A 25,951-nucleotide genomic window follows, 5' to 3' on the forward strand; every position below is an offset into this window, starting at 1 on the left:
CCTGCATAGAAACTGGTCATTGCTGGCTGATGACGCTAAAGCAAAAGAACTGTGACTGAGCTTTATCACCGCGAATCCGAGGCGGACGCCGCCGCCAGCGAGTTGCGCCGCATCGAGGAACTCACGCGAGGACGTCGGCACGCCGAGGCGCTGGCGGCGGCCAGCGCGCTGCTGCGGCGCGCGCCATCGCAACGGGCCGCGCTGTACTGGGCGGCGCTGAACCAGCGGCTGCTCGGTCAGGCGAAGGATGCGCTCGTGACGCTGGACGCGCTTGAGCGGGCGCATCCGAACTACAGCCTCCTTTTTCAAGAGCGCGGTCATTGCCTCGCGGCGCTGGACGACCCCTCGCGCGCCATCGCGTCATTCGAACGCGCGATCGCGATGAATCCGGCCCTGGCGCCGAGCTGGGGGATGCTTGAGCGACTGCTGAGCGCGGCCGGCGAGCCGCAGAGGGCGAGCGTCGCGGCGCAGCGCCTGGCGAAGCTGCAGGAGCTGCCGCCAGCAATCGTCGAGGCGGGCGGCCGGTTCTGCGACGGCGAGCTTGCCGCGGCGGAAAATCTTCTGACAAGTCACATCGCCAGAGAGGGAAGGCATGTCGAGGCGCTGCGCCTGCTCGGGCGGATCGCGCAACGGCGCGGCGCGACTGATCAGGCCGAGGAGCTTTTTCGCGAGGTGGTCGACGCAGCGCCCGGTTACGCCGACGCGCGTCTCGATTACGTCCGCATTCTAATAGAGCGCCAGAAATATCCGGCGGCGCTGGAGCAGGCCGAGCACCGGCTGCGAACCGCGCCCTCCGACCCTGAGGCCCGATTTCTTCGCGCCACCATACTCGCGGGCCTCGGACGCCACGACGAGGCGATCTCAATCTTCAGCGAGCTGCTCTCGCAGACGCCGCAGCGCAATCACCTGCGGATCGTGCTGGGTCACTCGCTGAAAGCGCTCGGCCGGGCAGAGGAGGCCGTGCGCGCCTATAAGGATGCGACAGGCGTCGAGGCCGATATCGGCGACGCCTATTGGAGCCTCGCCAACCTAAAAACCTATCGGTTCGACGACGACGAGGTCGCTCGCATGCGGGGCCTTGAGGCGCTATCTCGCCCGGGGCTGCCGGACCGCGCGCACCTTTGCTTCGCGCTCGGAAAGGCGCTGGAAGATCGAGGTGACTACAGCGGATCCTGGACATTTTACGACCGTGGCAATTCGCTTGTGCGGGCGAAGAGCGGCTACCGTCCTGAGGCGATAGAGGGCGCCGCCCGCCGCCTGCGCGAGGTGTGCAGCGAGGAATTCTTCGCCGCCCGCACCGGCGCCGGCGCAGCGGCTCGCGACCCGATCTTCATCGTCGGGCTGCCGCGCTCGGGCTCGACGCTGCTCGAGCAGATCCTGGCCTCCCACCCGGACGTCGATGGCACGCAGGAATTGCACGACATCCCTCGCATCATTTCGGAATTCCAGGGACAGGGATCAAATGGCGGCGGTGCGCGCTACCCGGACCTGCTGCCGGGCCTCGACCCGCTCCTATTCGAGCGCCTCGGGCGGCGCTACCTGGACGAGACTCGTGTCTATCGGCGGGGGCGGCCGCGTTTCATCGACAAGATGCCGAACAATTTCCGGCACATCGGCCTGATCCACCTGATGCTGCCGAATGCAACGATCATCGACATCCGGCGCGAGCCGATGGCCTGCTGCGTCAGCAACCTAAAGCAGCTCTATGCGAGAGGGCAGGAGTTCTGCTACGGAATCGAGGATATCGCACGGTATTACCGGACGTATCTGGAGCTGATGCGTCACTGGGATCGTGTCCTGCCGGGACGGGTGCTTCGGGTCAGCTACGAGGACCTGGTCGAGGACCTCGGCGCCAGCGTGCGCCGGATTCTTGCCCATTGCGGACTCGAATACGACCCGGCATGTCTGGCGTTTCACCGCAGCCGGCGCGCGATAAACACCCCCAGCTCGGAACAGGTGCGCCAGCCGCTCTTCCGTGACGGAATCTCCCAGTGGCGGAACTACGATCCCTGGCTCGATCCGTTGAGGAAGGCGCTGGGCGACGCAATCGCTCGGCGCCGCGATTAGCGCAGCGGTGGAACCGGTTATCAGGTCGCCTCATTGCGCGAGACTTTTGTTGTCGAAAACTCAACTACCTAAGACAATTCCAGTGTGACTTCAATAGCTTGGGAGCGCCAGGGCACAAACACCAACGCCGATGACACAAAGACCCTCATCCTCATAACCTGAAGGCCGCAGGTTCAAATCCTGCCCCCGCAACCACTCTTCAGCACGCTGCTCTACGCCAGTTTACGATCATCTTTTTCCTCTATTTTCTAAGTATTTCACGTTCCGATTCCAACGCCGCTCACTCCGGCGACGATAGATCCCAGGGCGGCGTGCCGCCAAAATTTGTGATCAGGTGATCGACGAAGCTGCGCAGTTTCAGCGAAACGTGTCGCTTGGTCGGATAGACAGCGTGTATGGCAAGATCGGTCGTCTTGTAGTGAGGCAAAAGAGCCACTAGTTCGCCGGCCGCGACGGAACGGCCGAATACAAAGCTGGGACCGTAAGCCACGCCTGCTCCGGCGATCGCTGCGGCGAGCATCATCTGCGTATTGTTCGACGCCATATGTGTCGGCCCGTCGATCACATGCGCCTGCCCGGCTGGATCGGTAAGCGTCCAATCCCCTGATGAAACGGCATCGCTGTAGGCCAGCCGGGGAGCACGACGCAGGTCCTCCACATTGTCCAACGGACCGTACCATTCCAGAAATTTCGGCGAAGCACAGATGACCATGCGGCAAGGCGCGAGGCGGCGGGCCACGAGATCGGAATCGAGCAGGCGCCCGATGCGGATCGCCACGTCGATCCCCTCCGCCAGAAGGTCTACGTAGCGATCGTTGAGCATGATCTCCAGGGTCACGCCGGGGTGCGTGGCCAGAAAGCCGGCCACGACATCGCCGAGATGCATGGCGCCGAAGGTCACCGGGGCTGCCAAACGCAGCACGCCGTGGATCGACTGCTGGGCGTCGCCCGCTTCCCTGTTGGCGTCTTCATATTCCTCAAGGATGCGCTTGCAGCGCGCATAATATGTCTGGCCCACATCGGTCAGGCTGAGCTTGCGCGTCGTCCGCTGCATCAAGCGGATGTTCAGGTCCGTCTCGATCGCCGCGACATGCTTTCCGGCCATCGATACTGAAAGACCGAAGCGCCGCGCCGCGCCACTCAGGCTTCCTTCATCCGCCGCCGCGACGAACACCGCCATGCTGGTCAAGCGATCCATCGTCATCATCCGATAAAATTATTATCGGATGATGATATCAGGGCGGTCATTATCGATCCAGAGTGGAATCTTTATGTTCCCCCCGTGCCATTTGGGCGCGACGCAATTTTCTGGGCCGAGGAGCAAGAGCTGTGCAAATCGCATCAAACGGAATCAGAATTTATGTCGACGAGCGCGGCAGTGAAGGCCTCCCGCTTGTCTTTCTGCATTATTGGGGCGGCTCGTCGCGCACCTGGGACCATGTCACGGCGATCCTGTCGGAGTCGCATCGGACCTTCTCGATCGACCACCGCGGCTGGGGCCAGTCTGAAGCGCCGCTAAGCGGCTACGCACTGACCGACCTCGCCGCCGATGCCGAAGGCGTCATCGAGGCGCTGAACCTGCGAGACTACGTGCTCGTCGGCCATTCGATGGGCGGCAAGGTCGCTCAGTTGATGGCCTCGCGCCGGCCGCAGGGGCTTGCCGGCCTCGTTCTGGTCGCGCCGTCGCCACCCCAGCCGATGCGCATGCCTACTGAGGCGCGGGAGATGATGGCGCAAGCCTATTCAAGCCGCGAAGCGGTCGAAGCGACGATCGACAAAGTGCTGACAGCAAAGCCGCTCCCAGCAGCCGACCGGGAGCAGGTCATAGAAGACAGCCTGCGTGGTGCGCCGCAAGCGAAGGCGGCTTGGCCGAGCGCGACGAGCCTGGAAGACATCTCGGACAAGGTCACCACCATCACGGCGCCGACGCTCGTCGTCGCCGGCGAACTGGACCGCGTCGACAGCGTCGATTTGTTGAAAGCAGAACTTCTTACCCGCGTTCCGCATGCCGTTTTGCACGTGCTGCCCGGGACAGGACACCTGTCGATGCTCGAGACCCCCCGGACGCTCGCCCGGATCATCGCGAACTTCGCGAACTCACTGTCGACGGCGACACCTGCAAGCGTCGAGCCGTGACCTTTACGCACGCCCACCAACGAGCGCCTGGCACAGAAAGCCTGATGGCGTCCCTTTCACGACCGGATGCGCCGCCTCTCACGGGCGGGCGCTCAACCAAGGATGGTCCCATGTTCGAGACCCAAATCATACCCATCCCGATCCTGCCGTTCGGCATGGTCAACGCTCACCTCATCCGCAGCGAGGCAGGCTGCGTTCTCATCGACGCCGGCATTCCCGGTTCGGAACGCAAGATCGGCAAGGTTCTGGCCCAGCACGGGCTGACGTTCCGCGACATCAAGCTGATCGTCGTTACTCATGCCCATACCGACCATGCCGGCAGCGCGTCCCGCCTTCGCGAGCTGTCGGGCGCGCCCATTCTCGCGCATCAGGATGATGCCGATTTCTACAGTCGCAAAGAAAAGATGACCTACTGCACGACCAGCTGGGTCGGTAAGCTGTTCCTCAAGACGCCGGTCCCGCACGAGCCTTACGAAGGGTTCGTCCCTGACATCATGATGACCAACGGTCACACGTTCAATCTGCTCGACTTCGGGGTTGATGGTATCGTGCGGCATACAGGCGGCCACACGCCGGGCTCCATTGCAGTGGAATTGTCGTCGGAAGACCGGATGGTCGGCGACCTGATCGCCTCGGGCATCCTGATTGGCGGCATGATCTTCAAGGGGCGCGCGATCCGTCCTCCCTTCGAGGACGACCCTGCGACGGTTTCGCGCGAATTGATGCGCATGGTCGAGAGCGGCGGCAAGCGCTTCCACATGGGCCATGGCGGCCCCCTGGAAGCCCCTGAAGTACTACGCCACGCCCGCACTCTCGCCACGCTGGGCGGCAATTCCTGCGCCTCAGGCGAGTGCCATCACCACACACACTGAGCACGTCAACCACTGCCGGGACGATCCGGCCTATCGCAGGACATCTCTCATGAAACCCACCGACCTTCCCTCGCTCAATCACCTCCGTGCCGTTGCCGCGCCTGAAGGCGCAAAGCCCTTCCACGTCGGGATCATCATCGGCCCCGGATTCGTGCCGATGGACATGGTGGGCGTGCAGACCGTGCTGGGCCTGATGCCGGGGGTGGAAATCCATCTCCTGTGGAAGACCGACGAGCTGGTCGAGGGCTTCCCGAACTGGTGGACCAAGCCTACCACCACCTTTGCTGATTGCCCGGAAACGCTCGACTTGCTGGCCATTCCGATGCTGGCGCCCGAAGTGCAGAACGATCCTGAAGTGATCGCTTTCGTGGCGGAAAAGGCAAAATCCGCGCGCTTCAACATCGGTATCTGCAACGGCGTGCTGGTGTTTGGCGCGGTGGGCATTCTGAAAGACCGGCGCGTGACGGCCAGCCATAACGCCTTGCCGATCCTCGATCAACTGGGCGTGCGCGAGGTGATCCCGGCGGGCCATGGCGTCACGGTCGATGGCAATCTCTATACCGCCGGGCCGGGCGTGGGCAGCTTCGAGGCCGCCTTTCTTGTTGTCGAGGCAGCATTCGGCCGCATCGCCGCGCAACTGGCTGAGGTCATCATCGAATACGATCCCCACCCTATCTACGGGATGGGCGTTCCCGCCAAGGCAGATCCCGCACTGGTCTCCCAGTTCGAGGCCATCATGGAGCCGCTGGTCGCCGATTACCGCAAAGGCGCAATCGACAGTTTCACGGCCAGCGCGGCCTGACGCCGCCCTGCAAATCGAAGGAAGACCCGAATGCCTCCGGTTCCGGCCTGGCCTGAGCCGGAGGCAGCCTGACGATGGCTTCCCCTGCCTCAGCTCCCACACTGCCTGCTATATCGGCCCGCTTTCCCAGAAGCGCTCTGGCAAAAATCCAGCAATTTCGCGCATAGACTGCCATCTGTTGGCTTAACCGTTGGGTGGCCGCTTTCGGGCGAAGCAATGAGTTACGCTAGGCGGCAAGCTTAGGGATTTGGCGTTCGACCAATCGCAAGAATCGGGTGTTGCACGCCCCCGCAACCAATCCTTCTTGCAGCAGCAGTTGATCGAAGCGCCGGGAGCGACCGTCGCTGGCCGCTCGCACTGAATGTTATGGCGCCTTCGCCGGAGCGGGCGACGGATTCATTCCGCCGCCAAAGCATCCCCGCCGCCTGGCCGCGCATAGGGCGCCCTGTCATTCTGTGGATGCGCCACCGTCTCCCCTGGCGCCGAACGCCGCGCATAACGCTGGGCAAGAATCGCACAGGCAAAGAGTTGGACCTGATGGAACAGCATCAAAGGCAACACGAGAAGGCCGAGCGCCTGGCCGGGAAACAGGATGTTCGCCATCGGAATGCCGCTCGCCATGCTCTTTTTTGAGCCGCAGAAAACAATGGCGATCTCGTCCTCTTTCGAAAAACCAAGGCGGCGGCTGGCGAAGGTCGTGATCAGCAGCACTGCGAAAAGAATCAAGAGATCGAGCGCCAGAACGAGCGCGAGGCTCTGCCAGCTCAGCTGCGACCAGACGCCCGCCACCATGCCTTCGCTAAAGGCGGCATAGACGATCAACAGGATTGAGCCGCGATCGACGACAGAGGTCAGGCTCTTGTGCGCGCTCAGCCATCGGCCGATCCAGGGGCGCAGAAACTGTCCCGCCGCGAACGGTAGAAGGAGTTGCAATGCGACGTCTTCCAGCGCCTCAAGGCTGAAGCCCGGACCGTGCGAACTCAAAAGGAAAGCGACGAGAGCCGGCGTCATAACGATGCCGAAGAGATTGGAGGCGGAAGCACTGCACAGCGCCGCCGGCACATTGCCCCGCGCGATTGACGTAAAGGCGATTGACGACTGGATCGTCGACGGGAGGACGCAGACATACATGAGCCCGATCGCGAGATCGGCCGGCAGCCACGGACGCGCCACTGCTACGACCGCCAGTCCGATCAGCGGGAAAAGGATGAAGGTTGAGCTGAAAACCAGCGATTGCAGCCGCCAGTGCATGAGGCCCTCCGCCACCGCCTCCGGCGACAGTCGCGCGCCATAGAGAAAGAACAGCAGCGCGACGACGCCGTAAACCGCATAATGCATCGCCTCCGCGCCGATGCCGCGCGCCGGGATCGCCGCTGCGAGCGCCACCGTTCCGATCAGCATGAGCAGATAGGGATCAATCCCAAAACGAGACAGAATTTTGCGGCCGATCATCTCGAAACCCTGGCTACACCCATTCTTTTATCTAGCACGGCCTTCGTTATGACGATATATGATAAATTAAATAATAGTATTTCGATATCGCAATAACCGGTCCCAGAATCCAGCATGCGTGACCTGATTGATCCCGTTCTTCTGCGCAGCCTCGTCGCCGTCGCCGAAACCAAGAGCTTCACTTTGGCGGCTCAGCAGTTGGGCGTCAGTCAATCGACTGTCAGCCAACATATATCGCGGCTCGAGCAGAGAACAGACCGCCGCCTGTTGTCGCGGGACACGCATTCTGTCGCGCTCACGCCAGACGGAGACGCCGTCCTGCCTTTTGCGCGGCAAGCGCTGGAGGCGAATGCGCGCATCGAGGGGGTTTTGACCGGCTCCATTCTCCGCGGGCATGTCCGCTTCGGCGCCTCCGAGGATTTCGTCTTTTCCGCCCTGCCCGACGTGCTCGCGGAATTCACAAAGAAGCATAACGCGGTCGATCTTGAACTCACGGTCGGCCTCAGCGGCATCCTTTATGAACGCTATGACGCGGGCGACCTCGATCTCATCTTCGTCAAGCGGCGGCGAGGCGACGAGCGCGGCCGCTCGGCCTGGCGCGAGGATCTTGCCTGGATCGGCCGGCCTGGGCTTCATCTGGCCGCAGATGCGCCGCTGCCGCTCATTCTTTTTCCGCCGCCGAGCATTACCCGCGCGAGAGCTCTCGAGGCTCTCGAAATTGCGAAACAGTCCTGGCGCGTCGTCTGCACCAGCGATAGCCTCAGCGGGATCAGGGCCGCGGCGCTCGCAGGGCTCGGCGTCGCCGCCCACTCCACGCGGCTGATACCCCAGGGGCTTGGCCCGCTCGCCGCGTCGCGTCATCTGCCGCCCCTCGGACAAATCGAATTCGTCGTGGTCGGAGGCGGCGCCGGGAACGACGCCGCCAATGCGCTGGCGGCGGCGATCCTCTCGAACGCCGGCCGTATCCGGATAGCTGCGAGCTAGTCGATCACCTCGACAACACGCCGCGTCCGCGGGTCGACCAGAACCGGCCGGTCGTTGACGACTGTGTACCGGTATCCTCTTACGTGATACTCAGCCGGGACATCGTAATAGGTGACGCCCTCCTCTGGAAGAACGGCGCCGACGCGCACATCGTCGTCGTAGCGATACGACGGCACACGCTCATGCTCCACATAGGTGCGGAAACGCGGCCTATCGTCGACGCCCAGAATGCCGCCAACGACGCCCGTCGCTGCGCCAACAGCGCCGCCAACGACAGCCCCGACCGGACCTGCGGCGTCGCCGCCCTGCTCAGCTCCATGTTCGGCGCCCCGGACGAGCCCTTGCGCCTGGGCCGATCCCGCGGAGAGTGTTGCCGCCGCGAAGGCGCAAATAATCAGTTTATGAGATGACATGGGGACCTCTTATCATAAAAATAAATCTGCCTTCGTTCAGCAATTCGATTTGGTCTTCGAGACACTGTCACCGTTTTCGTCAGTCTTCGTGACAGTTTTGCTCGAACATCCGGCGTCGCCGCGGGTGCATACCCGATCATTGGCGTCGTCATCCGCGCTACGATGCTGAATTATCGTCCTGTCCGCGTCTGGACCGTCTTTTTGAATAACTGTCGTGTCCTGCGCAAAAGCTGCGCCTGAGACAAATTCACCGCCGGAACGCACGAGCATCGACCCGGTTCCGCCTCTCGCGGGCGCCGCCGGCGCGATTGCGCCAGTCAGCGCCGCTGTGGAATCGAGGATGTCAGATCCCACTCGGAGGGGCTTCCCTCCGGAACCGAAGCGGCTGGGAGCGGCGCGGACGCCGGCGCGTAGGCTCTCACCGTTGAGGGACGCGTCATCGGAATTGGAGCCGGCGGCTTCATCGCCGAGGTAAAATACTGGTCCGGAATGCGCGCCGTCGGACCCGGCCCCGGTCCCACCTGCAAAATATCGCTTTGCAAGGCGCGAGCGTCATCTTTCAAGACCTTGTTCTGCGCCGTATCGATCTCTTCGTCGAGATCCGGCGCATCCGGCAGGCCGTCCGGGGGCAGCGCCGGCGTCGGGTTTGGCCGCAGGAGGGGCTTGCAGATCCGCCGCAGCCCGGTCGACGAATTGCCATGCATGGCGAGATCGACATGGATGTGATTGTAGTGGAACACATTGGCGCCCGGCCCCAGCACCGTGGTGAAATGCGCGCAGGCGCCCATATGGACATCCTGCAAAAAGGCGCGGGTCTGATCGTCGCCGCGTGTCCAGTCGCGCACGATCGAAATCTCGCGGCCGTCGGCGAGGCGGAATCCGCCGACGTCGATGGCGTTGCCGAAGGCATGTTCGGAGATGCGCGCGCCGGGAATGCCGTTCATGCCGCGGCAGCTATAGGCGCCCATGCCGATGATTTCGACGACCCTTTGCCCGAAACGCGCCTCGGCCGTCGGCTGCACCACATCGCGCAGCCATTCATTCAGCGCCGCAACCATCGGGCAATCGAGCGTATAGGGGGCGTTGAAGCCGACCGCGCCATCCTCGAGGGCCGTCACCCTTAAAGGCCGCGTCAGCCCGCAAATGCCGGGACCGTCGATTTCGCGCGCCGGCTGGACATAGGCCGAGAGCTGGAACGGTCTTTGCGCGAAACAGGCGTTTTCCGCCTGCGCGCGCCAAGGCGGGCGTCGCGCCCCAACGTAATTGGAGCACCCCGCCAGCGTTCCAAAGAGCGCCCCGATGAGGACAAATGGCAAGATGCGACGCGCCATCGCGTAAAGATGAGCGCGAATCTTTAAGCGGTGCTAAAGCATCGCGGTTAATGGATGCTGAATTGATCGCGGCGCAAGCCTAAGGAGAGAAGCCGTGGCGCGGATCGAAGCAACGCCGCATGTCTCGATCGACGAGGCCGAAATCGGCCTGACCTTCGTGCGGTCGAGCGGCCCCGGCGGACAGAATGTCAATAAGGTCGAGACGGCCGCGCAGCTGCGTTTTGACGTCGAGAACTCGCCCTCGCTCGAACCCGCCGTCAAGCGCCGCCTGCTGCGCCTCGCCGGGGCGCGCGCCACGAAGGACGGCGCGATCGTGATCTTTGCGCAAAATTTCCGCTCGCAGGAGCTGAACCGCAAGGACGCCATCGCGCGGCTTGTCGCGCTGATCGCCGCGGCGGCGGAGCGGCCGAAATTTCGCGTCAAGACGCGCCCCAGTCTTGCGGCGAAAAGACGCCGCGTCGACACGAAGGTGCAGCGCGGCGAAACCAAAAAACTGCGGCGCGGGCCTTCCGAATAGAAAGCCCCCGCGCAAAAATAAGGCGCCGCGAAGGGCGCCTTAAATTCAGATCGAAGTCGTGCCTTGCTGGTTGCGCCGCTCCTGCATGAAGCGGTCGAACTCCTCGCGATCGCGCGCATGGCGGAGGTTCTCTAAAAACTCCGCGAATTCGCGCTCGGCGGCGACGAGCTTGCGGCGCTCCTCTTCGAGGCGGGCGAGTTCGCCCTCGCGCCATTCATCGAAAGCGCGGTTGCCGCTGGAGCCAAACCCGGCGTTGCGCCAGCTGCGCGCGGCAAAGCCCCGCCCTTGAGAGGCGCAGGCGCCAAAGCTCCAATTGGAGGCGCCTTCCCATTTTTCGCGCGTGAAGGAGAAAAGATCCCCCTCATAGCCGCTTTTCTTCTGCCAGAACTTCCAGGCGATGACGGCAAGTCCGAGCGGCCAATAGAGTGCGAAGCCGGCGACCATCGCCGCTATTTCCAGCGGCCTCCAGCTGCGTCCGCCGCAAGAGCGCCGCGCCGCGGCGGCGCTCGACCGATTGAAGCCGGGATCAAAAGGCTTTCCCATGTCTGGGCTCATCTTCAAAGCTCCCTGTTCGCCGGACGCCGCAACGAAAGGGGCCGGTGACGACATAGATGTAAGGAGCTTTTTTATTTCGTCGAGCTGCGCCGCGCGAAATTAATGTTTCTGCCCGTAAAGCTCACGCCTGCTTGATCAGCGCCAGCAAAGCGCGCTGGATCACGTCATTGCCGGCGCAGACCGAGCCCTTGCCCAGCATGTCCACGCCGCCGTCGGCGTCGGTGACGAAGCCGCCCGCCTCCTTGATCATGATGATCCCGGCGGCCATGTCCCAGGACTTCAGGCCGCGCTCCCAGAAGCCGTCATAATTGCCGGCGGCGACATAGCAGAGATCCAGCGCCGCCGAGCCGAGACGGCGGACATTGCCGGCCTTCGCCATGACGGCGGCGAGTTCCGTCTTGAATTGCGCGTGGCCGTCCGCCTTGCCCAGATGCGGCACGCCGCAGCCGATCAGCGCATCGGAAAGGTCCCGGCGCGCGGCGACGCGCAGGCGCCGGTTGTTGAGATAAGCGCCCTGCCCTTTTTCGGCGATGAACATATCGTCATTGGCCGGATTATAGACGAGGCCCGCGACGATCTGGCCTTCCCGCACAAGCCCGATCGAAATGCCGAAGATCGGCAGGCCGTGCAGAAAATTTGTGGTGCCGTCGAGCGGGTCGATGATCCAGGTGTGGCTCTTGTCCGACCCTTCGATCTCGCCGCTTTCCTCGAGGATAAAGCCATAGCCGGGGCGGGCTTTCGCCAGTTCCTCATAGAGCACTTTTTCGGCGCGCTTGTCGGCGGCGGTGACGAAATCGCCCGGCCCCTTGACCGAGACCTGCAGATTCTCGACTTCGCCGAAGTCACGCTTCAGGCCGCGCCCCGCCTTGATGGCGGCGGCGGTCATCACATTCATAAGAGCGGATCGGATCATTTCTCGTCAGCCCTGCGCATGTAAGTGACTTCATTGGTGTCGACGACGATTTTTTCGCCGCTCGCGATGAAGGGCGGCACCAGCACGCGCAGGCCATTTTCCAGCACGGCGGATTTATAGGACGAGGCGGCCGTCTGGCCGCGCACGACCGGGTCCGCCTCGACGATCTGCAAGGTGACATAGGCCGGCAGCCGGATCGAGATCGGGCGCGCCTCATGCATCTGAAGCGTGACCTTCATGCCGTCCTGCAAAAAGGCGGCGCGCTCGCCGATCCAGTCCTTGGCGAGCTCGATCTGCTCATAGCTTTCAAGGTCCATGAACACGAGGTTTTCGCCCTCGGCGTAGAGATAACTAAAATCCTTGAGCTCAAGGTCGATCGCCTCGACGGTCTCGTCGGCGCGGAAGCGCTCGTTCAGCTTGCGGCCGTCGATCAGGTTTTTGAGCTCCACCTGATTGAAGGCGCCGCCCTTGCCGGGTTTTACGGCGTTGGTTTTGACGGCGACCCAAAGCCCGCCGTCATGCTCGATGACGGCGCCGGGCGCAATCTGGTTTCCATTGATTTTGGGCATTTGATTTTTTGGCTCCGGCAACGGCGCGCGATGCGGGTTTGTAAGGCGTGCGCTTCAATGCCTGCCGGGCAGCGATGCGTCAACCGCCCGGTCGGCGGGTTAGGACGCGAGTTGAAAAGGATCGTGACAGGTTTCGCCGCTTAGTGTAACATGTTACAGAGACTCAGGGGTTCTCAGGATGCCGCGTCGACCGAGGCAGTTAAGTCCAGCGCCGCCGCAAAAGCGCATGGCGAGTTATCGCCAGAGGATGCGGGCGGCGGGTCTGCGCCCCGTGCAAATCTGGGCGCCGGACAGCCGCGCCCCCGATTTTGCCGAAAAATGCCGCGCTCAGGCGCGCGCCGTCGCCGCCAGCGATCCGGCTGGCGATGAGATCATGCGCTTTGTCGCCAGCGTCTATGAATGGCCCGAGCCGTAATGAAGCGCGGCCAATTCGTGGTCGTTGCGACATCGGGCGATTACGGCAAGCCGCGTCCCGCGCTCGTCATGCAAAGTGATCTTTTCGCCGAACTGCCGTCCGCCATCATTTGTCCCTTGACGACGACGCTGCGCGACGATGCGGATTTGTTTCGGTTGGAAGTCTCGCCTTCCCCCCGAAATGGATTGCGAGAGATTTCTCAAATCGCGATCGACAAACTCACTGTCGTTCCCATCGCCAAGATCGGCGACGTGATCGGCCAAGCCGACGACGCCCTGCTCCTGCGCGTCAATCGCGCACTGGCGTTGTTTTTGGGAATTGTGTGATTTTGCGGGCGGGGGCGGCATACGTTGAGTTTCCGTCATCGATGAGTTTTTTCTGCTTGATTGAACGCGCCGTTGCCGAGGTCACCCCATCGATCTTCACGGCTACGATGCACACAGAAATCGAAAGCACCGCCTTGACCATTGACAGTCTTTCTAAGCTTGGAACAAGGCGGCCGACTTCAAGTGGATTTTACTATGCTTAGAACTAGTACCTTAGCGGACCTCGATGAGCTTATCCTTCTGTGCAGAGACGAGAAGTCTCGGCTCTACATCGAAGAGGCCGTGTCATGTTATCGCTCAGGAGCCTTTCGATCCGCAATCGTTTCCACATGGATCGCAGTCTGCTACGACATTATCGACAAGCTTAGAGAATTGGCGTTGGCCGGGGACAAGGCAGCCGAACAACATTTGGAAAAAATTGAGAAAGCTCGTGTAAACGCAAATGTGTCTACCTCGCTCCAACTTGAGCGTGAGCTTATCGAGGTCGCTAAGAGCCAATTCGACCTAATATCGCCGCTTGAATACGACGATTTGGTCAGGTTGCGCGATGATCGGAATCGATGCGCCCATCCGTCTCTCGTATCGGCGGATCAAGCTTTTGTTCCGCCGGGTGAATTGGCTCGCTTGCATATCCGTTCGGCGGTGGTTCATCTCTTGCAGCATCAGCCAGTTCAGGGGAAGTATGCCCTTGATCGGCTGTTGCGCCAGGTCGAATCTGAATATTTTCCTATTGATGTGGACAAGGCTCGATCCGTGTTTTCGAGCGGTCCTCTCAACAAACCACGTGAAACATTAGTTCGAAATCTTATCGTAATCCTTCTCAAGCGGCTATTGCCGGCGCCAACTGACTACAATTTGGCGGCGCGCATGCGTACGGCTCTCCATGCAATCAGCCAATTACAGCATAATGTGTTCGACAAGGTGATTTGCGAAAGCCTGCCGCCGCTGATTCGCGGATTACCAGACAACAAGTTAATTGACGGCGTGTTGCTCATCGCCAAAGGAATTGGGCGCTGGCCTGCCATAGATATAGACGTGAGGACAAAAATTGAGATTTTTGTTCAGAATTTACCCACTTGTTACTTTATATATATAGACGATTTACTAGATTATGAACCATTAAATAACTACGCAACTGCGAGGGTACAGATTTCCTCCAGAGATGAAATCATAGCCGCACCCTTCTTTTATCTCCCGCCAGCAGTAGCTGAAAAATATATCGAGCTTTATCTAAAAGTTAAAAACTATGCCGAAGCAAATCAATTCGGATCCGACATAGCTAATTGGCGTTATTTAGACTTTTCCGCAGATCAACAATTTCTAATTATTCGAGGGATTCAGCATAACTCACAAATACGTGAAAGCAAAGCGCTACCTAGCGTAATCGCAGCGTTGCGCAAAAGTAACAAGATCCCGGCGGAAGAATTCGATACCGTCCTAACTGAAAATAGCTTGAGTAAATATGTTACGCGGGCAAACCTAGAAGAGGATCAAGACTAACTAATCCCTCACACCCGCATAGGCATCAGCGAATACGGGCGTTGAAGCCGATGTCGAGCGGCGTCGAGTCATCATCGACATCCAGCTCCTCCTACGCCGAACCTGAATCCGGGTTGGTCGCGGACAAAGTTAGCTTGCCGTCCGCCACCGCGAGCTTCACGGCGCGTCCGCGCCCGGAGGAAATCGTCGAGACGCGATCGACGGCGGCGGCGCATGATGCGGCTTTCAGAGGCATGTGCTTCAATCCCTGCTGCGCGGCGACGGCATTCTGCCGCAAGGCGAGCAACTGAGCCGGCGCAACACTGTGAGGGGCCGGCCGGACGAATCTTTCCGATTTGAGTCCTGATCCGATGAGCGTATGACCCTTGCAGCCATGCGGTCCGCGTATGGCGGCCGGAGTTGAAAGGCCGCGAGGCCGGTTCTATCTCCGGTCCGTTTTGGCGCTCCACGCAAGAGAGCGGCAAAGAGGCTTTCGGGTCTATCCGCCGCGGGATCTGTCCCATCTGGCGATCCCGGCGGCCCGAAACAGGGAGGAAACGGCATGGCGTTCCGTCCGTTGCACGATCGGGTCGTGGTCAAGCGCCTCGAGGGCGAAGAGAAAACCAAGGGCGGGATCATCATCCCCGACACCGCCAAGGAAAAGCCGCAGGAAGGCGAAATCATCGCCATCGGCCCGGGCGGGCGCGATGAGAGCGGCAAGCTGATCCCTCTCGACGTGAAGGCCGGAGACAAGGTGCTTTTCGGCAAATGGTCGGGCACAGAGGTCAAGATCGACGGGCAGGACCTGCTCATCATGAAGGAAAGCGACATCCTCGGCGTCGTCGATTAACCCGGCGGCGCACGCACCCGTTTTATCCCCGCCAGGAGGCGAACGACAATGGCTGCCAAAGACGTCCGTTTTTCCACCGACGCCCGTGATCGCATTCTGCGCGGCGTCGAGATTCTCAACAATGCGGTGAAAATCACGCTCGGCCCGAAAGGCCGCAACGTCGTCATCGAGAAATCCTTCGGCGCCCCCCGCATCACCAAGGACGGCGTGACGGTGGCGAAAGAGATCGAACTCTCCGACAAATTCGAGAACCTCGGCGCCCAGCTCGTGCGTGAAGTCGCCTCGAGGCAGCACGACAACGCCGGCGACGGCACGACCACGGCGACCGTGCTCGCGGCCTCGATTGCCCGGGAAGGCGCGAAGGCCGTGGCCGCCGGCCTCAACCCGATGGATCTGAAGCGTGGCATCGATCTCGCGGTCGAAGCGATCGTCGCCGACCTCAAGAAGAATTCGAAGAAAGTCTCATCGAACGATGAGATCGCCCAGATCGGCAAAATTTCGGCCAATGGCGATCAGTTCATCGGCGAAGAAATCGCCAAGGCGATGCAGAAGGTCGGCAATGAAGGGGTGATCACCGTCGAGGAGGCCAAGAGCCTCGTCACCGAGACGGAAATCGTCGAAGGCATGCAGTTCGACCGCGGCTATCTCTCGCCCTATTTCATCACCAACGCCGAGAAGATGAGCGCCGAGCTCGAAGACCCCTACATCCTCGTGCATGAGAAGAAGCTGTCCTCCCTGCAGGCCCTGCTGCCGATTCTCGAGGCTGTCGTGCAGACCGGCAAGCCGTTCCTCATCATAGCCGAGGACATCGAGGGCGAGGCGCTCGCGACGCTCGTCGTCAACAAGCTGCGCGGCGGCCTGAAGGTCGCGGCCGTGAAGGCGCCGGGCTTCGGCGACCGCCGCAAGGCCATGCTCGAGGACATCGCGATCCTGACCAACGGGACGCTGATCTCGGAAGAAATCGGCATCAAGCTCGAGAACGTCACGCTGCAGATGCTCGGCCGCGCCAAGCGGGTGCATATCGACAAGGAATCAACGACGATCATCGACGGCGCCGGCGCCAAGGCCGACATCGAGGGGCGCATTGGCCAAATCAAGGCGCAGATTGAAGAGACCACCTCGGACTATGACCGTGAGAAGCTGCAGGAGCGCCTTGCCAAGCTCGCCGGCGGCGTCGCGGTGATCCGCGTCGGCGGCGCCACCGAGGTCGAGGTCAAGGAAAAGAAGGACCGCGTCGATGACGCCCTCAACGCCACCCGCGCGGCGGTTGAGGAAGGCATTTCTCCCGGCGGCGGCGTCGCGCTTCTGCGCGCCATCCCTGCCCTCGACGCGGTCAAGGTCGAAAATCCTGATCAGAAGACCGGCGTCGATATTGTTCGCAAAGCGATACAGGCTCCTGCGCGCCAGATCGTCGACAATTCGGGCGGCGATGGCGCCGTCGTGGTCGGCAAGCTGCTCGAAGCCAAGGACTATAGCTACGGCTACGATGCGCAGACGGGCGAATTTGGCGATCTTGTTGCGCTCGGCATCATTGATCCGACGAAGGTCGTCCGCACGGCCCTGCAGGACGCCGCGTCGATCGCGGGCTTGATTGTCACCACCGAGGCGACGATCACCGAACATCCGAAGAAGGACGCCCCCGCTATGCCGGGCGGCGGCGGCATGGGCGGAATGGGCGGCATGGATTTCTGAGGCCGGATCAGCAGGCCGGGCCAGTCACTTCGCGGTTCTGATTGCCGAGGCGTTCAGAGCCGGGACCGGCCCAAGGGCTTTCCGATCGAATGGAGGCATTCGATCGGTCAAAAATCGCTCCACATTCAAAGGCTTGGGCATATTCTTGTCGATCAGATCGAACCGCTACACGCGCATTGGCATCAGCACATAGAGCGCGCTTGCGCCGTCGCGGTCCTCCACCAGCGTCGGCGAGCCGGGATCGGCGAGTTTGAACAGCGCCGTGTCGCTGTCGAGTTGCTCCATTATGTCGAGCAGATAGCGGGCGTTGAAGCCGATATCGAGCGGCGTCGAGTCGTAATCGACATCCAGTTCCTCCTGCGCGGAGCCTGAATCCGGGTTGGTCACCGACAGGGTGAGCTTGCCGTCCGCCACCGCGAGTTTGACGGCGCGCCCGCGCTCGGAAGAGATTGTCGAGACGCGATCGACGGCCGCGGCGAAAGGCGCGCGGTCGACGATGAGGCGCTTGTCGTTGCCGGAGGGAATGACCCGGCCGTAATCGGGAAAAGTGCCGTCGATCAGCTTTGAGGTCAACACCACATCGCCAAAAGTAAAACGCACCTTGGTCGTCGACAGCTCGATGCGGATTTCCTGCGAGGCGTCCTCGATGAGCTTTTGCACCTCCGCCACGGCTTTGCGCGGCACGATGACGCCCGGCATGCCGACAGCCCCCTTCGGGCAGGGAATTTCGACCCGCGCGAGCCTGTGCCCGTCCGTCGCCACGGCGCGCAAAACAGTGGCGCCTTCGGACTCGGTCGAATGCAGGAAGATGCCGTTCAAATAATAGCGCGTTTCCTCGGTGGAGATGGCGAATTGCGTCTTGTCGATCAGCCGTTTCAGATCGCCCGCGCCGAGGGTGAAGTCATGGGTGAACTCGCCGGCCGCGAGATCGGGAAAATCGCTGTCCGGCAAAGTCTGCAGATTGAACCGCGAACGTCCCGAACGCAGCTGCAACTGGCCGCTTTCCCCCGTTGTTTCGAGCGAGACCTGCGCGCCATCGGGAAGCTTTCGCACAATATCATAGAGCGTATGCGCCGGCAGCGTGGTGCCGCCCGCCGCTCCTACATCGGCCGGAAGGCTCTCCGTCACTTCGAGATCGAGATCGGTCGCCTTGAGAAGAAGCGTCTGCCCGCGCGCCTGCAGCAGCACATTGGAGAGAATGGGAATCGTGTTGCGGCGCTCCACCACGCGATGGACGTGGCCGAGCGACTTCAACAAGGCCGCTCGCTCAAGGGTGACTTTCATGGCGCGTCCAATCCGTTCGTTCAATTCCGCGCGCAAGCTCATCAGTCTCCCGCCGGGGGCGCGACTTTGGCGCGGCTTAAGCGAAATCGCAAGTCTCCCGCGCGCGCGAAGAGCCGAAATCAACGGCTAAATCAGCGCCTTCCCGGCGCTCCGGCGCGCGCCTTGGAATGACCTTAAAGCCCGGCATATGTGACAGGGCGCGTCTGGCGCGGCGCGAGCGCCGCCGACGCCTAAAATTTTAAAGGTTTTTACCGGCCTTTAAGCCGCGAGCCCATAAAATCGAAGGGCGCGCGGCGGCGGGTCATCGCCATTTGGGGACCAGCGGCGCGGCGAAATGAGGAAGCGCGAGACGAAAGAACGGCGCGAACCGACGTTCGAGGCGGCGCGGGAGAGGCCAGAGTTGAACGCAAGCCCTTCCACGAGCCCGGCCCGGAAAAACAGCGGATCGCGGCGAAGCGCGAGGCGGCGGCGGTCGCTTCTCGTGACCTCGCTCTCCTGGTTTTTCACCGCCCTCGTCTGGGCGACGATCGCGGGGGCGGGCGTCATCGCCTTTTACGCGACGAAACTGCCGCCGATCGACCAACTCGAAGTGCCAAAACGTCCGCCGAACATCGCCATTCTGGCCGACGACGGGACGCTGCTCGCCAATCGCGGCGACACCGGCGGCGCTTCGGTCCGCCTTGCCGATCTGCCGCCCTATCTGCCCAAGGCGTTCATCGCGATCGAGGACCGGCGTTTTTATTCGCATTGGGGCATTGATCCCTTCGGCATTTTGCGCGCCGTGACGCGCAACGCCGCCGGGGGCGCGATGCAGGGCGGCTCGACGCTGACGCAGCAGCTCGCCAAAAACCTGTTTTTGACGCAGGAGCGGACCGTTTCGCGGAAAATCCAGGAGGCCATTCTCGCGCTCTGGCTGGAGCATAAATATAGCAAGAACCAGATCCTGGAGCTTTACCTCAACCGGGTCTATTTCGGCTCGGGCGCCTATGGCGTCGAGGCGGCGGCGCAGAAATATTTCGGCCATGGCGCGCGCAATGTGACGCTTGCGGAGGGGGCCGTCCTCGCCGGCCTCATGAAGGCGCCGACCAAGCTGGCGCCGAACCGTAACCCCGCCGGGGCGACCGAGCGCGCGGCGCAGGTCATCGCGGCGATGGAGCAGGAAGGCTTCATCACCGAGGCGATGGGCAAGCTCGCCCTCGCCCATCCGGCGCAGGCCGTGCGCGGCGCGGGCGCGGGCTCGGTCAATTACGCCGCCGATTATGTCATGGACGTCCTCGACGATACGGTCGGCGCGGTCGATCAGGACATCGCCGTGACGACGACGATCAGCCCGGCCCTGCAGGCGAACGCCGAAAAGGCGCTGACCGAGGAGCTCGATCAAAAAGGCGCGAAATTCGGCGTCGGACAGGGCGCGCTGGTGTCGATGGATCCGGAGGGCGCGATCAAGGCGCTCATCGGGGGGCGCAATTACGCCGACAGCCAGTTCAACCGGGCGGTCGCGGCCAGGCGCCAGCCGGGCTCGGCCTTCAAGCCCTTCGTCTATCTCGCCGCGATCGAAAAAGGCCTGACCCCCGCGACCATCCGCGAGGATGCGCCGATCAATGTGAGAGGCTGGCAGCCGGAGAATTACTCGCGCCAGTACTTCGGCCCCGTGACGCTGACCAAAGCCCTGTCGCTCTCGCTCAATACGGTCGCGGTGCGTCTTGGCGTCGAAGTCGGCGCGAGGAACGTGATCAAGGTGGCGCATCGGCTCGGCATCGTGTCGGAGCTGACTCCCAACGCCTCGATCGCGCTTGGCACCTCGGAGGTCTCGCCGCTCGAGCTTGTCGCCGCCTATGCGCCCTTCGCCAATGGCGGCATCGGCGTGCAGCCGCATATCATCGTCCGTGTGAAGACGGCGGCCGGCAAGCTGCTCTATCAGCGCAAAGGCGCGAGCAACGGCCGCGTTATCGATCCGGCCTATCTGCCGATGATGAACACGATGATGCAGGAGACGCTGCTGACCGGCACGGCGCGCAAGGGCGAGGTGCCAGGCTGGCAGGCGGCCGGCAAGACCGGCACGAGCCAGGATTGGCGCGACGCCTGGTTCGTCGGTTATACGAGCCACCTCGTGACCGGCGTCTGGCTCGGCAATGACGATAGTTCGCCGACACGGAAGGCCTCGGGCGGCAACCTGCCGGTCGAGATCTGGTCGCGCTATATGCGCTTCGCGCATCAGGGCGTTCCGCCGCAGCCGCTGCCGGGCGGCCTGTGGCAGGCGCCGGCCCCCTTCTGGCCGGCCGAACCATCGGCGCCAGCCCCGGTGGCGGAGAGCGGATGGCCTTCGCAGCCCGCGGCGCAAGTCTATCCGCCCTATCCCTCGCCCGCCTCGCCCGCCGCGCCCGCGCAAGCAGCGCAGGCCGATTCCCGCCCGCGCAGCAATGGGTTCGCGCCGCCGGGCCTGATACCCAACGCCGGCCAGGCGGCGCAGGCGCGGCCGGCGCCGCGCGAGCGCAATTTCTTCGACAATCTGTTCGGCGGCTAAACGCGATCGCCAGATGCAGCCGTAAGCGTCGAAGCGATGAGCGCGCCGTCGCGTCGCGACTGAAGACTCCATCGAGCAAAGCTCTGACGAGTGGGAAATCCCACTCAACCGTCACTCATCTCCCGCTATCAAATGTATAGCCGGGGCAATGACGCCATCACCGGCGCAAAGATGAGGAAATGACCATGAACTTTCAAATACGAAACGTTTCGACGCAGAATGAACTCGACATCAATACGGCCCTGTTCAAGAAGTTTCAGACGATCGATCAGGCGACTCTCATGCAGCGCGCCATCGACTATTTGACCTCTATCGGGGCGACGCAGAGGGTTGCGGACCTCGCGGCCATCGAGACGGGCCTCACCGAGTTTTACCAGGATCATTACGATCTGCTCATCACTGATTTCAGCTATGGCGAGGTCAAGCAGTCACTGAAAAGCCTGATCGCGCATCAGGAGACCTACGCCAACGCCTCGCCTGACGATCCGCTCGAGGCGACCTTCTCCTATGAATATTCGCGCCAGGACGGCCAGTCGTTCAAATTCACCGAAGGCCTCAAGGTCGGGGCCAAGGCGGGCGTGAAGGCGAAATTGCCTCTGGTCGGCGAAGCGAACGTCGAAGTGAGCGCCGAGGTGAGCTTTTCAGCCGAGCAGAGCTTCTCGACGACAGAATCGTCCAAATGGAATTTTCTTCAAAAGGTTACGGTCAAGCCCCTCACATCCGTGAAGGTCATCGGCTATATCCGGATCGGCAAGATTGACGCGCCGTTCAACTGCAACGTGAAAGTGCTCGACGGAAATGTTCTCGTCGAAGTCAAGCTCAAAGGCGACAAGGGATATTCGAGCTGGGTTTTCCCCGTCACCGCCATGATGTCGGACGCAGAACGCTCATTCGTTTTATCCGGCAATCTCTCCGGTTCGGAAGCTTCCGATATTTATGTGAAGGTCGAACCCGTCACCACGGCACTGCTCTAAACCGTGGCTTTTAGCCAGGAATCACTCAATTTACTTTGTCGATAAACTATAGACCGCTCTGCTTTCCTGCAGACATTTAAAAGCGCGATCGACTGGATTTCAGTCGATCGCGCACTTTATTGAGACCTGCGACTCTGGACCGGCCTATGGCTCCGGCGCATTTACGCCGCGCTATTGCTGCTGCTGCGCCGCCTGTTCCATCTTGGGCGCGGCGGTGATGGTCGCGGCTTCGTCGATGAAGTCGATGCGCACCATGTTCGTCGCGCCCGGCGTGCCGAAGGGGACGCCCGCGACGATGATGATGCGATCGCCGACTTTGGCGAAGCCCTCGCGGAAAGCAAATTTCGCCGCCCGCGCGGACATGTCGTTGATGTCGTGCGCATCCTTGGTGACGACCGCATGGACGCCCCAGGCGATGGCGAGACGTCCGGCGGTTTCGGGATTTGGCGTCAAGGCGAGGATTGGCGCGGTCGGTCGTTCGCGCGCGATTCTGAGAGCGGTCGCGCCGGACGAGGTCCAGGCGACGATCGCTTTCAGATCGAGGGTTTCGGTGACATTTCGCGCAGCGACCGCGATGGCGTCGGCGCCCGTCGCCTCCGGCGTTGCGCGCTGCGCATTGATGATGCCGCGGTAATAAGCGTCGCGTTCGACCTCCTCGGCGATCCTGTTCATCGTCGCCACGGCCTCGACGGGGTAATGGCCGGCGGCGCTTTCGGCGGAGAGCATCACGGCGTCCGCGCCCTCGAACACGGCGGTCGCGACATCCGACACTTCCGCGCGCGTCGGCACCGGCGAATTGATCATCGACTCCAGCATCTGCGTCGCGACGACGACCGGCTTGCCGAGACGGCGCGCATTGCGGCTGATGCGCTTTTGCAGGCCGGGAACCTTCTCCAGCGGCATTTCGACGCCAAGGTCGCCGCGCGCCACCATCAGACCGTCTGAAATCTCGACGATTTCGTCGAGCTTGGCGATCGCCTGCGGCTTTTCGATCTTGGACATCACGGAGGCGCGGCCGCGCGTGAGTTTCTTGACTTCGGCGACGTCTTCCGGCCGTTGCACGAAAGAGACAGCGACCCAATCGACGCCGGCTTCAAGGCCCGCCTCGAGATCGGCTCTGTCCTTATCGGTCATCGGAGAAACCGGAATCTCCGTATCGGGCAGGCTCACGCCTTTGCGATTTGAAATCTCGCCAGCGACGTCGACGAGCGCGACCGCGTGATCCTTGTCGGCGCTGACGACGTGGAGCCGCACCTTGCCGTCGTCGATAAGAAGGGTATGGCCGGGCTCGAGCGCGCGCAGAATTTCCGGATGGGGAAGGCAGACCCGCGTCTCATCGCCGGGCTCGGGGTTTGAATCCAGCGTGAAGGTCGCGCCCTTCACGAGCTTGACCACGCGATCCTTGAACAGGCCGATCCGCAGCTTCGGACCTTGCAGGTCGAGGAGGATGCCGATCGGGCGGCGCGCGTCCAGCTGAACGGCGCGGATCATGCGCACCTGTTCGCGCATCGAATCATGCGAAGCATGGCTCATGTTGATGCGGAACACGTCCGCGCCCGCCTCGAACAGCGCGGACAGAGTCTCCTGATTGGCCGAAGCCGGTCCTATGGTCGCAATGATCTTGCACCGTCGCAGTCGCCGCATGGGAGCCTCATTGAAACGAAGACGTATAAGATTTCGGAACGAAAACTTAAGGATTTGGCCGGGCCGGAGCCGGATCAGTCAGCTGAACCGTCCAGTTTTTTGCTTCCTTGCCCGTATCGACCTCGAAAAAGCCGGTCCGGTCGAAGCCGCGGACATAACAATCCTCGCGGCCGAGGATGCGGAACTCGCGGTCGCGCGTGCACATGAAAGCTTTGCCCTTCCATTCCCCGCCGCGCTCGTCCATCGCATAGACGTAATAGAATTCAGCCGCGAGCGGACCGCGAACCAGTGTTTCGCAGGCGCCGGGCTTCAAATTCCACCAGCCCTCGCTCACCCACATTTCGCCGTCCGTATAGGCCAGCGAAACGCTGACCCGGCTCGTTGCATTGTTGCATAGACGAAAATCAGCGCGGGCCGCCGTCGAAGCGGCCAGGAAAACGCCAAGCGCCATGCAGGCGGGAGTAATCGCTTGTTTCATCGCCGTCAAGGTCGCGGTTCGATCCACTATTAAAAGCGGCCTGCCCTGGCCTTGAGGTGAGCCTTGAACGTGGCCATGACCGGCGCAAAGGCGCCGCCAGCCGGATTTTCTTCTTCTAGCCCGGCCGCAACGGATTGGCCAGCGCTTCGATGAGCCCTTGCGCGCCAATCCCGTCAACTGTTCGCGTCTGCGGGGATGCTATATTTGTCGCGCTGGCGGCTTCAGGCCGCCGTGTTTCCCGCCCGTATGGAGAGCTGCATATGGATCATCCGCCAGGCTCTCGCCTACAGCCGGCCGCCGCCTATGACGCTATTGAGCAAATCGATGGCCCGCTCGGCGCCGGCGTGCTTCTGATCTGCGATCATGCGGCCAACGCCCTGCCGGACTCCTATGGAACCCTCGGCCTTCCAAGAAGCGAGCTTGAGCGCCATATCGGCTATGACATCGGCGCCGCCGCCGTGACGCGCAGGCTTGCGGCATTGCTCGACGCTCCGGCGGTTCTTTCGCATTTTTCGCGCCTGCTGATCGACCCCAATCGCGGCGCGGATGACCCGACGCTCGTCATGCAGCTGTCGGACGGCGCGATCGTTCCGGGCAACGCCGGGATCAGCGCGGACGAGATCGAGCGCCGGCTGACGCGCTATTGGCGCCCCTACCGCGCCGCCGTCTCGCATCATATCGAGGCCATGATGAAGGCGGGGCCGCTGCCGGCGCTCGTCTCGATTCACTCCTTCACGCCGTCCTGGAAAGGCGCGCGGCGTCCCTGGGAAATCGGCATTCTCTGGGACAGCGATCCGCGCCTTGCGAAGCCGCTCATCGCGGCGCTGGCTGAAGCCGGCGTCAAGGTCGGCGACAATGAGCCCTATGACGGCGCCCTCGAAGGCGACACACTGGATGAGGAAGCCACAAGGCGGGGGCTGGCCGGATTGCTCATCGAGATCCGCCAGGATCTGATCGCCGCCGAGGATCAGGCGATCGCCTATGCCGAGCGCCTCGCGCCGATTTTGCAGGCGGTTCTGAAGCGTCCCGAATTGCGCCAGCTCGCATTTTACAAAAGCCGCACCGGCCGTCATGCTTAAGCCTGTCCCTGCAAATAGCGGGGATTAGTGCGATCCGCGCCTTGACGGGCGCGCGTTAAGGCCACATTGGCGAACGCTAGCGCCACGCTATCTTTCCGTCCGGAAGAGAGCGCCTTTCCGCCGGCCAGCGCGCGGCGCCACTTGAACAAGGACATACGCCAATGACGAAAGACATCGCCGAGTCCGGCGTCGCAGCCGCCGAGCTTAGCCAGTTCGTCGAGCGCGTGGAGCGGCTCGAAGAAGAAAAAAAGGCTCTTTCGGATGATATTCGCGACGTCTATGCGGAAATGAAAGGCCGCGGATTCGACGTCAAGGTCGTGCGCCAGATCGTCAAGATCAGAAAGCAGGATCGTGACGAACGGATGGAAATGGAGGCGATCCTCGAACTCTATATGTCCGCGTTGAACATGAAATAGCGGACGCCGACGGAGAAGCCTGTTCAAGCAACGACGCCTCCTTTGCGGCGGAAATCGCTTTTCTTTGCGAGCGCGCTGGAAATTGCGCCGCAGCATTGCAATGGCGCCCGCGCCTTCCCACTCTTTTCAGGGTCGCCAAGGCCAGGCGCGTTCAGGCACATGTGACGAGAGGGAAAAGC

General features: G+C 61.9%; 25 protein-coding genes and 1 pseudogene. 15 read left to right on the forward strand and 11 right to left on the reverse strand.

Features of this window, described 5'->3' with window-relative positions:
- The first annotated feature begins 51 nt into the window (after positions 1-51).
- Complete coding sequence (locus SIN04_RS11610; protein ID WP_197731970.1) at positions 52-2,067, forward strand: sulfotransferase; 2,016 nt, start codon at positions 52-54, stop codon at positions 2,065-2,067.
- 280 nt (positions 2,068-2,347) lie between these two features.
- On the opposite strand, the gene SIN04_RS11615 is transcribed toward SIN04_RS11610, so the two are convergent.
- Positions 2,348-3,265 (reverse strand): LysR family transcriptional regulator, encoded by a 918-nt coding sequence (locus tag SIN04_RS11615; protein WP_134489330.1) that lies wholly within the window; start codon positions 3,263-3,265, stop codon positions 2,348-2,350.
- A gap of 131 nt (positions 3,266-3,396) precedes the next feature.
- Between SIN04_RS11615 and SIN04_RS11620 the strand changes: the two genes are divergently transcribed.
- The 3 genes from SIN04_RS11620 to SIN04_RS11630 all read left to right on the forward strand — a co-directional run bounded on the left by SIN04_RS11620 (position 3,397) and on the right by SIN04_RS11630 (position 5,877).
- Positions 3,397-4,203, forward strand: a complete 807-nt coding sequence (locus SIN04_RS11620; RefSeq protein WP_134489332.1) for an alpha/beta fold hydrolase — start codon at positions 3,397-3,399, stop codon at positions 4,201-4,203.
- A gap of 110 nt (positions 4,204-4,313) precedes the next feature.
- Positions 4,314-5,075, forward strand: coding sequence for an MBL fold metallo-hydrolase (locus SIN04_RS11625; protein ID WP_134489334.1), 762 nt, complete (start codon positions 4,314-4,316; stop codon positions 5,073-5,075).
- Between the two features lie 49 nt (positions 5,076-5,124).
- A complete protein-coding gene (locus SIN04_RS11630; protein WP_341263927.1) occupies positions 5,125-5,877 on the forward strand; it encodes a DJ-1/PfpI family protein in 753 nt (250 codons plus the stop codon).
- A 396-nt stretch (positions 5,878-6,273) separates the two neighbouring features.
- On the opposite strand, the gene SIN04_RS11635 is transcribed toward SIN04_RS11630, so the two are convergent.
- Positions 6,274-7,329, reverse strand: coding sequence for a bile acid:sodium symporter family protein (locus SIN04_RS11635; RefSeq protein ID WP_341263928.1), 1,056 nt, complete (start codon positions 7,327-7,329; stop codon positions 6,274-6,276).
- Between the two features lie 114 nt (positions 7,330-7,443).
- Here SIN04_RS11635 and SIN04_RS11640 point away from each other — a divergent pair, with 114 nt between their 5' ends.
- Positions 7,444-8,313 carry a LysR family transcriptional regulator gene (locus SIN04_RS11640; protein WP_134489338.1) on the forward strand — a complete coding sequence of 290 codons (870 nt, stop codon included), beginning with the start codon at positions 7,444-7,446 and terminating at the stop codon, positions 8,311-8,313.
- Here SIN04_RS11640 and SIN04_RS11645 read toward each other — a convergent pair.
- Together SIN04_RS11645 and SIN04_RS11650 are read right to left on the reverse strand one after the other, a co-directional pair.
- The gene (locus tag SIN04_RS11645; protein WP_134489340.1) at positions 8,310-8,726 is read right to left on the reverse strand and encodes a DUF1236 domain-containing protein; all 417 of its coding nucleotides are present in this window, start codon (positions 8,724-8,726) and stop codon (positions 8,310-8,312) included. The two genes, SIN04_RS11640 and SIN04_RS11645, sit on opposite strands and share 4 nt — an antisense overlap.
- Before the next feature lie 317 nt (positions 8,727-9,043).
- Entirely contained in the window at positions 9,044-10,042 is a 999-nt protein-coding gene (locus tag SIN04_RS11650; RefSeq protein ID WP_341263929.1) for an extensin family protein, read from the reverse strand.
- A gap of 109 nt (positions 10,043-10,151) precedes the next feature.
- On the opposite strand from SIN04_RS11650, the gene arfB reads away from it, so the two are divergent.
- On the forward strand, positions 10,152-10,574 hold the full coding sequence (gene arfB / locus SIN04_RS11655; RefSeq protein ID WP_134489347.1) for an alternative ribosome rescue aminoacyl-tRNA hydrolase ArfB: 423 nt from the start codon (positions 10,152-10,154) through the stop codon (positions 10,572-10,574).
- Positions 10,575-10,619: 45 nt separating this feature from the next.
- Here the strand turns inward: arfB and SIN04_RS11660 are convergent, their stop codons facing one another.
- The 3 genes from SIN04_RS11660 to efp form a co-directional block, all read right to left on the reverse strand.
- The gene (locus SIN04_RS11660) at positions 10,620-11,129 is read right to left on the reverse strand and encodes a DUF2852 domain-containing protein (RefSeq protein WP_244628958.1); all 510 of its coding nucleotides are present in this window, start codon (positions 11,127-11,129) and stop codon (positions 10,620-10,622) included.
- 121 nt (positions 11,130-11,250) lie between these two features.
- Positions 11,251-12,042: an inositol monophosphatase family protein gene (locus SIN04_RS11665; RefSeq protein ID WP_134489349.1), complete on the reverse strand. Its 792-nt coding sequence runs from the start codon at positions 12,040-12,042 to the stop codon at positions 11,251-11,253.
- Entirely contained in the window at positions 12,039-12,611 is a 573-nt protein-coding gene (gene efp / locus SIN04_RS11670) for an elongation factor P (protein ID WP_134489351.1), read from the reverse strand. The genes SIN04_RS11665 and efp overlap by 4 nt, the downstream gene beginning before the upstream one ends.
- A 226-nt stretch (positions 12,612-12,837) precedes the next feature.
- On the opposite strand from efp, the gene SIN04_RS11675 reads away from it, so the two are divergent.
- From SIN04_RS11675 to SIN04_RS11685, 3 genes are all read left to right on the forward strand, one after another.
- The gene (locus tag SIN04_RS11675; RefSeq protein ID WP_197731972.1) at positions 12,838-13,026 is read left to right on the forward strand and encodes an antitoxin MazE family protein; all 189 of its coding nucleotides are present in this window, start codon (positions 12,838-12,840) and stop codon (positions 13,024-13,026) included.
- A complete protein-coding gene (locus tag SIN04_RS11680; RefSeq protein ID WP_134489356.1) occupies positions 13,026-13,352 on the forward strand; it encodes a type II toxin-antitoxin system PemK/MazF family toxin in 327 nt (108 codons plus the stop codon). The genes SIN04_RS11675 and SIN04_RS11680 overlap by 1 nt, the downstream gene beginning before the upstream one ends.
- A gap of 378 nt (positions 13,353-13,730) precedes the next feature.
- The gene (locus SIN04_RS11685; RefSeq protein WP_341263930.1) at positions 13,731-14,852 is read left to right on the forward strand and encodes a hypothetical protein; all 1,122 of its coding nucleotides are present in this window, start codon (positions 13,731-13,733) and stop codon (positions 14,850-14,852) included.
- A 94-nt stretch (positions 14,853-14,946) separates the two neighbouring features.
- On the opposite strand, the pseudogene SIN04_RS11690 reads toward SIN04_RS11685, so the two are convergent.
- Positions 14,947-15,063 (reverse strand): annotated as a pseudogene (locus tag SIN04_RS11690) (DNA polymerase III subunit beta); the annotation flags it as partial.
- Positions 15,064-15,393: 330 nt separating this feature from the next.
- Between SIN04_RS11690 and groES the strand changes: the two are divergent.
- The gene (gene groES, locus SIN04_RS11695; RefSeq protein ID WP_134489360.1) at positions 15,394-15,681 is read left to right on the forward strand and encodes a co-chaperone GroES; all 288 of its coding nucleotides are present in this window, start codon (positions 15,394-15,396) and stop codon (positions 15,679-15,681) included.
- A 48-nt stretch (positions 15,682-15,729) separates the two neighbouring features.
- Positions 15,730-17,373 (forward strand): chaperonin GroEL, encoded by a 1,644-nt coding sequence (gene groL, locus SIN04_RS11700; RefSeq protein WP_134489362.1) that lies wholly within the window; start codon positions 15,730-15,732, stop codon positions 17,371-17,373.
- 165 nt (positions 17,374-17,538) lie between these two features.
- Here the strand turns inward: groL and dnaN are convergent, their stop codons facing one another.
- Positions 17,539-18,657, reverse strand: coding sequence for a DNA polymerase III subunit beta (dnaN, locus tag SIN04_RS11705; RefSeq protein WP_134492467.1), 1,119 nt, complete (start codon positions 18,655-18,657; stop codon positions 17,539-17,541).
- 334 nt (positions 18,658-18,991) lie between these two features.
- On the opposite strand from dnaN, the gene SIN04_RS11710 reads away from it, so the two are divergent.
- Both SIN04_RS11710 and SIN04_RS11715 read left to right on the forward strand, forming a co-directional pair.
- Complete coding sequence (locus SIN04_RS11710) at positions 18,992-21,181, forward strand: transglycosylase domain-containing protein (protein ID WP_134489364.1); 2,190 nt, start codon at positions 18,992-18,994, stop codon at positions 21,179-21,181.
- A 185-nt stretch (positions 21,182-21,366) separates the two neighbouring features.
- Entirely contained in the window at positions 21,367-22,155 is a 789-nt protein-coding gene (locus tag SIN04_RS11715) for an ETX/MTX2 family pore-forming toxin (RefSeq protein ID WP_166795920.1), read from the forward strand.
- A 171-nt stretch (positions 22,156-22,326) separates the two neighbouring features.
- Here the strand turns inward: SIN04_RS11715 and pyk are convergent, their stop codons facing one another.
- On the reverse strand, positions 22,327-23,799 hold the full coding sequence (gene pyk, locus SIN04_RS11720; RefSeq protein ID WP_134489368.1) for a pyruvate kinase: 1,473 nt from the start codon (positions 23,797-23,799) through the stop codon (positions 22,327-22,329).
- A gap of 46 nt (positions 23,800-23,845) precedes the next feature.
- Complete coding sequence (locus SIN04_RS11725) at positions 23,846-24,277, reverse strand: DUF1036 domain-containing protein (RefSeq protein ID WP_134489370.1); 432 nt, start codon at positions 24,275-24,277, stop codon at positions 23,846-23,848.
- Between the two features lie 260 nt (positions 24,278-24,537).
- Here SIN04_RS11725 and SIN04_RS11730 point away from each other — a divergent pair, with 260 nt between their 5' ends.
- The gene (locus SIN04_RS11730; protein WP_341263931.1) at positions 24,538-25,356 is read left to right on the forward strand and encodes an N-formylglutamate amidohydrolase; all 819 of its coding nucleotides are present in this window, start codon (positions 24,538-24,540) and stop codon (positions 25,354-25,356) included.
- A gap of 161 nt (positions 25,357-25,517) precedes the next feature.
- On the forward strand, positions 25,518-25,772 hold the full coding sequence (locus SIN04_RS11735) for a DUF2312 domain-containing protein (RefSeq protein ID WP_134489374.1): 255 nt from the start codon (positions 25,518-25,520) through the stop codon (positions 25,770-25,772).
- Positions 25,773-25,951 lie beyond the last annotated feature (179 nt).

It is taken from the genome of Methylocella tundrae, from assembly GCF_038024855.1.
GTDB lineage: Bacteria > Pseudomonadota > Alphaproteobacteria > Rhizobiales > Beijerinckiaceae > Methylocapsa > Methylocapsa tundrae.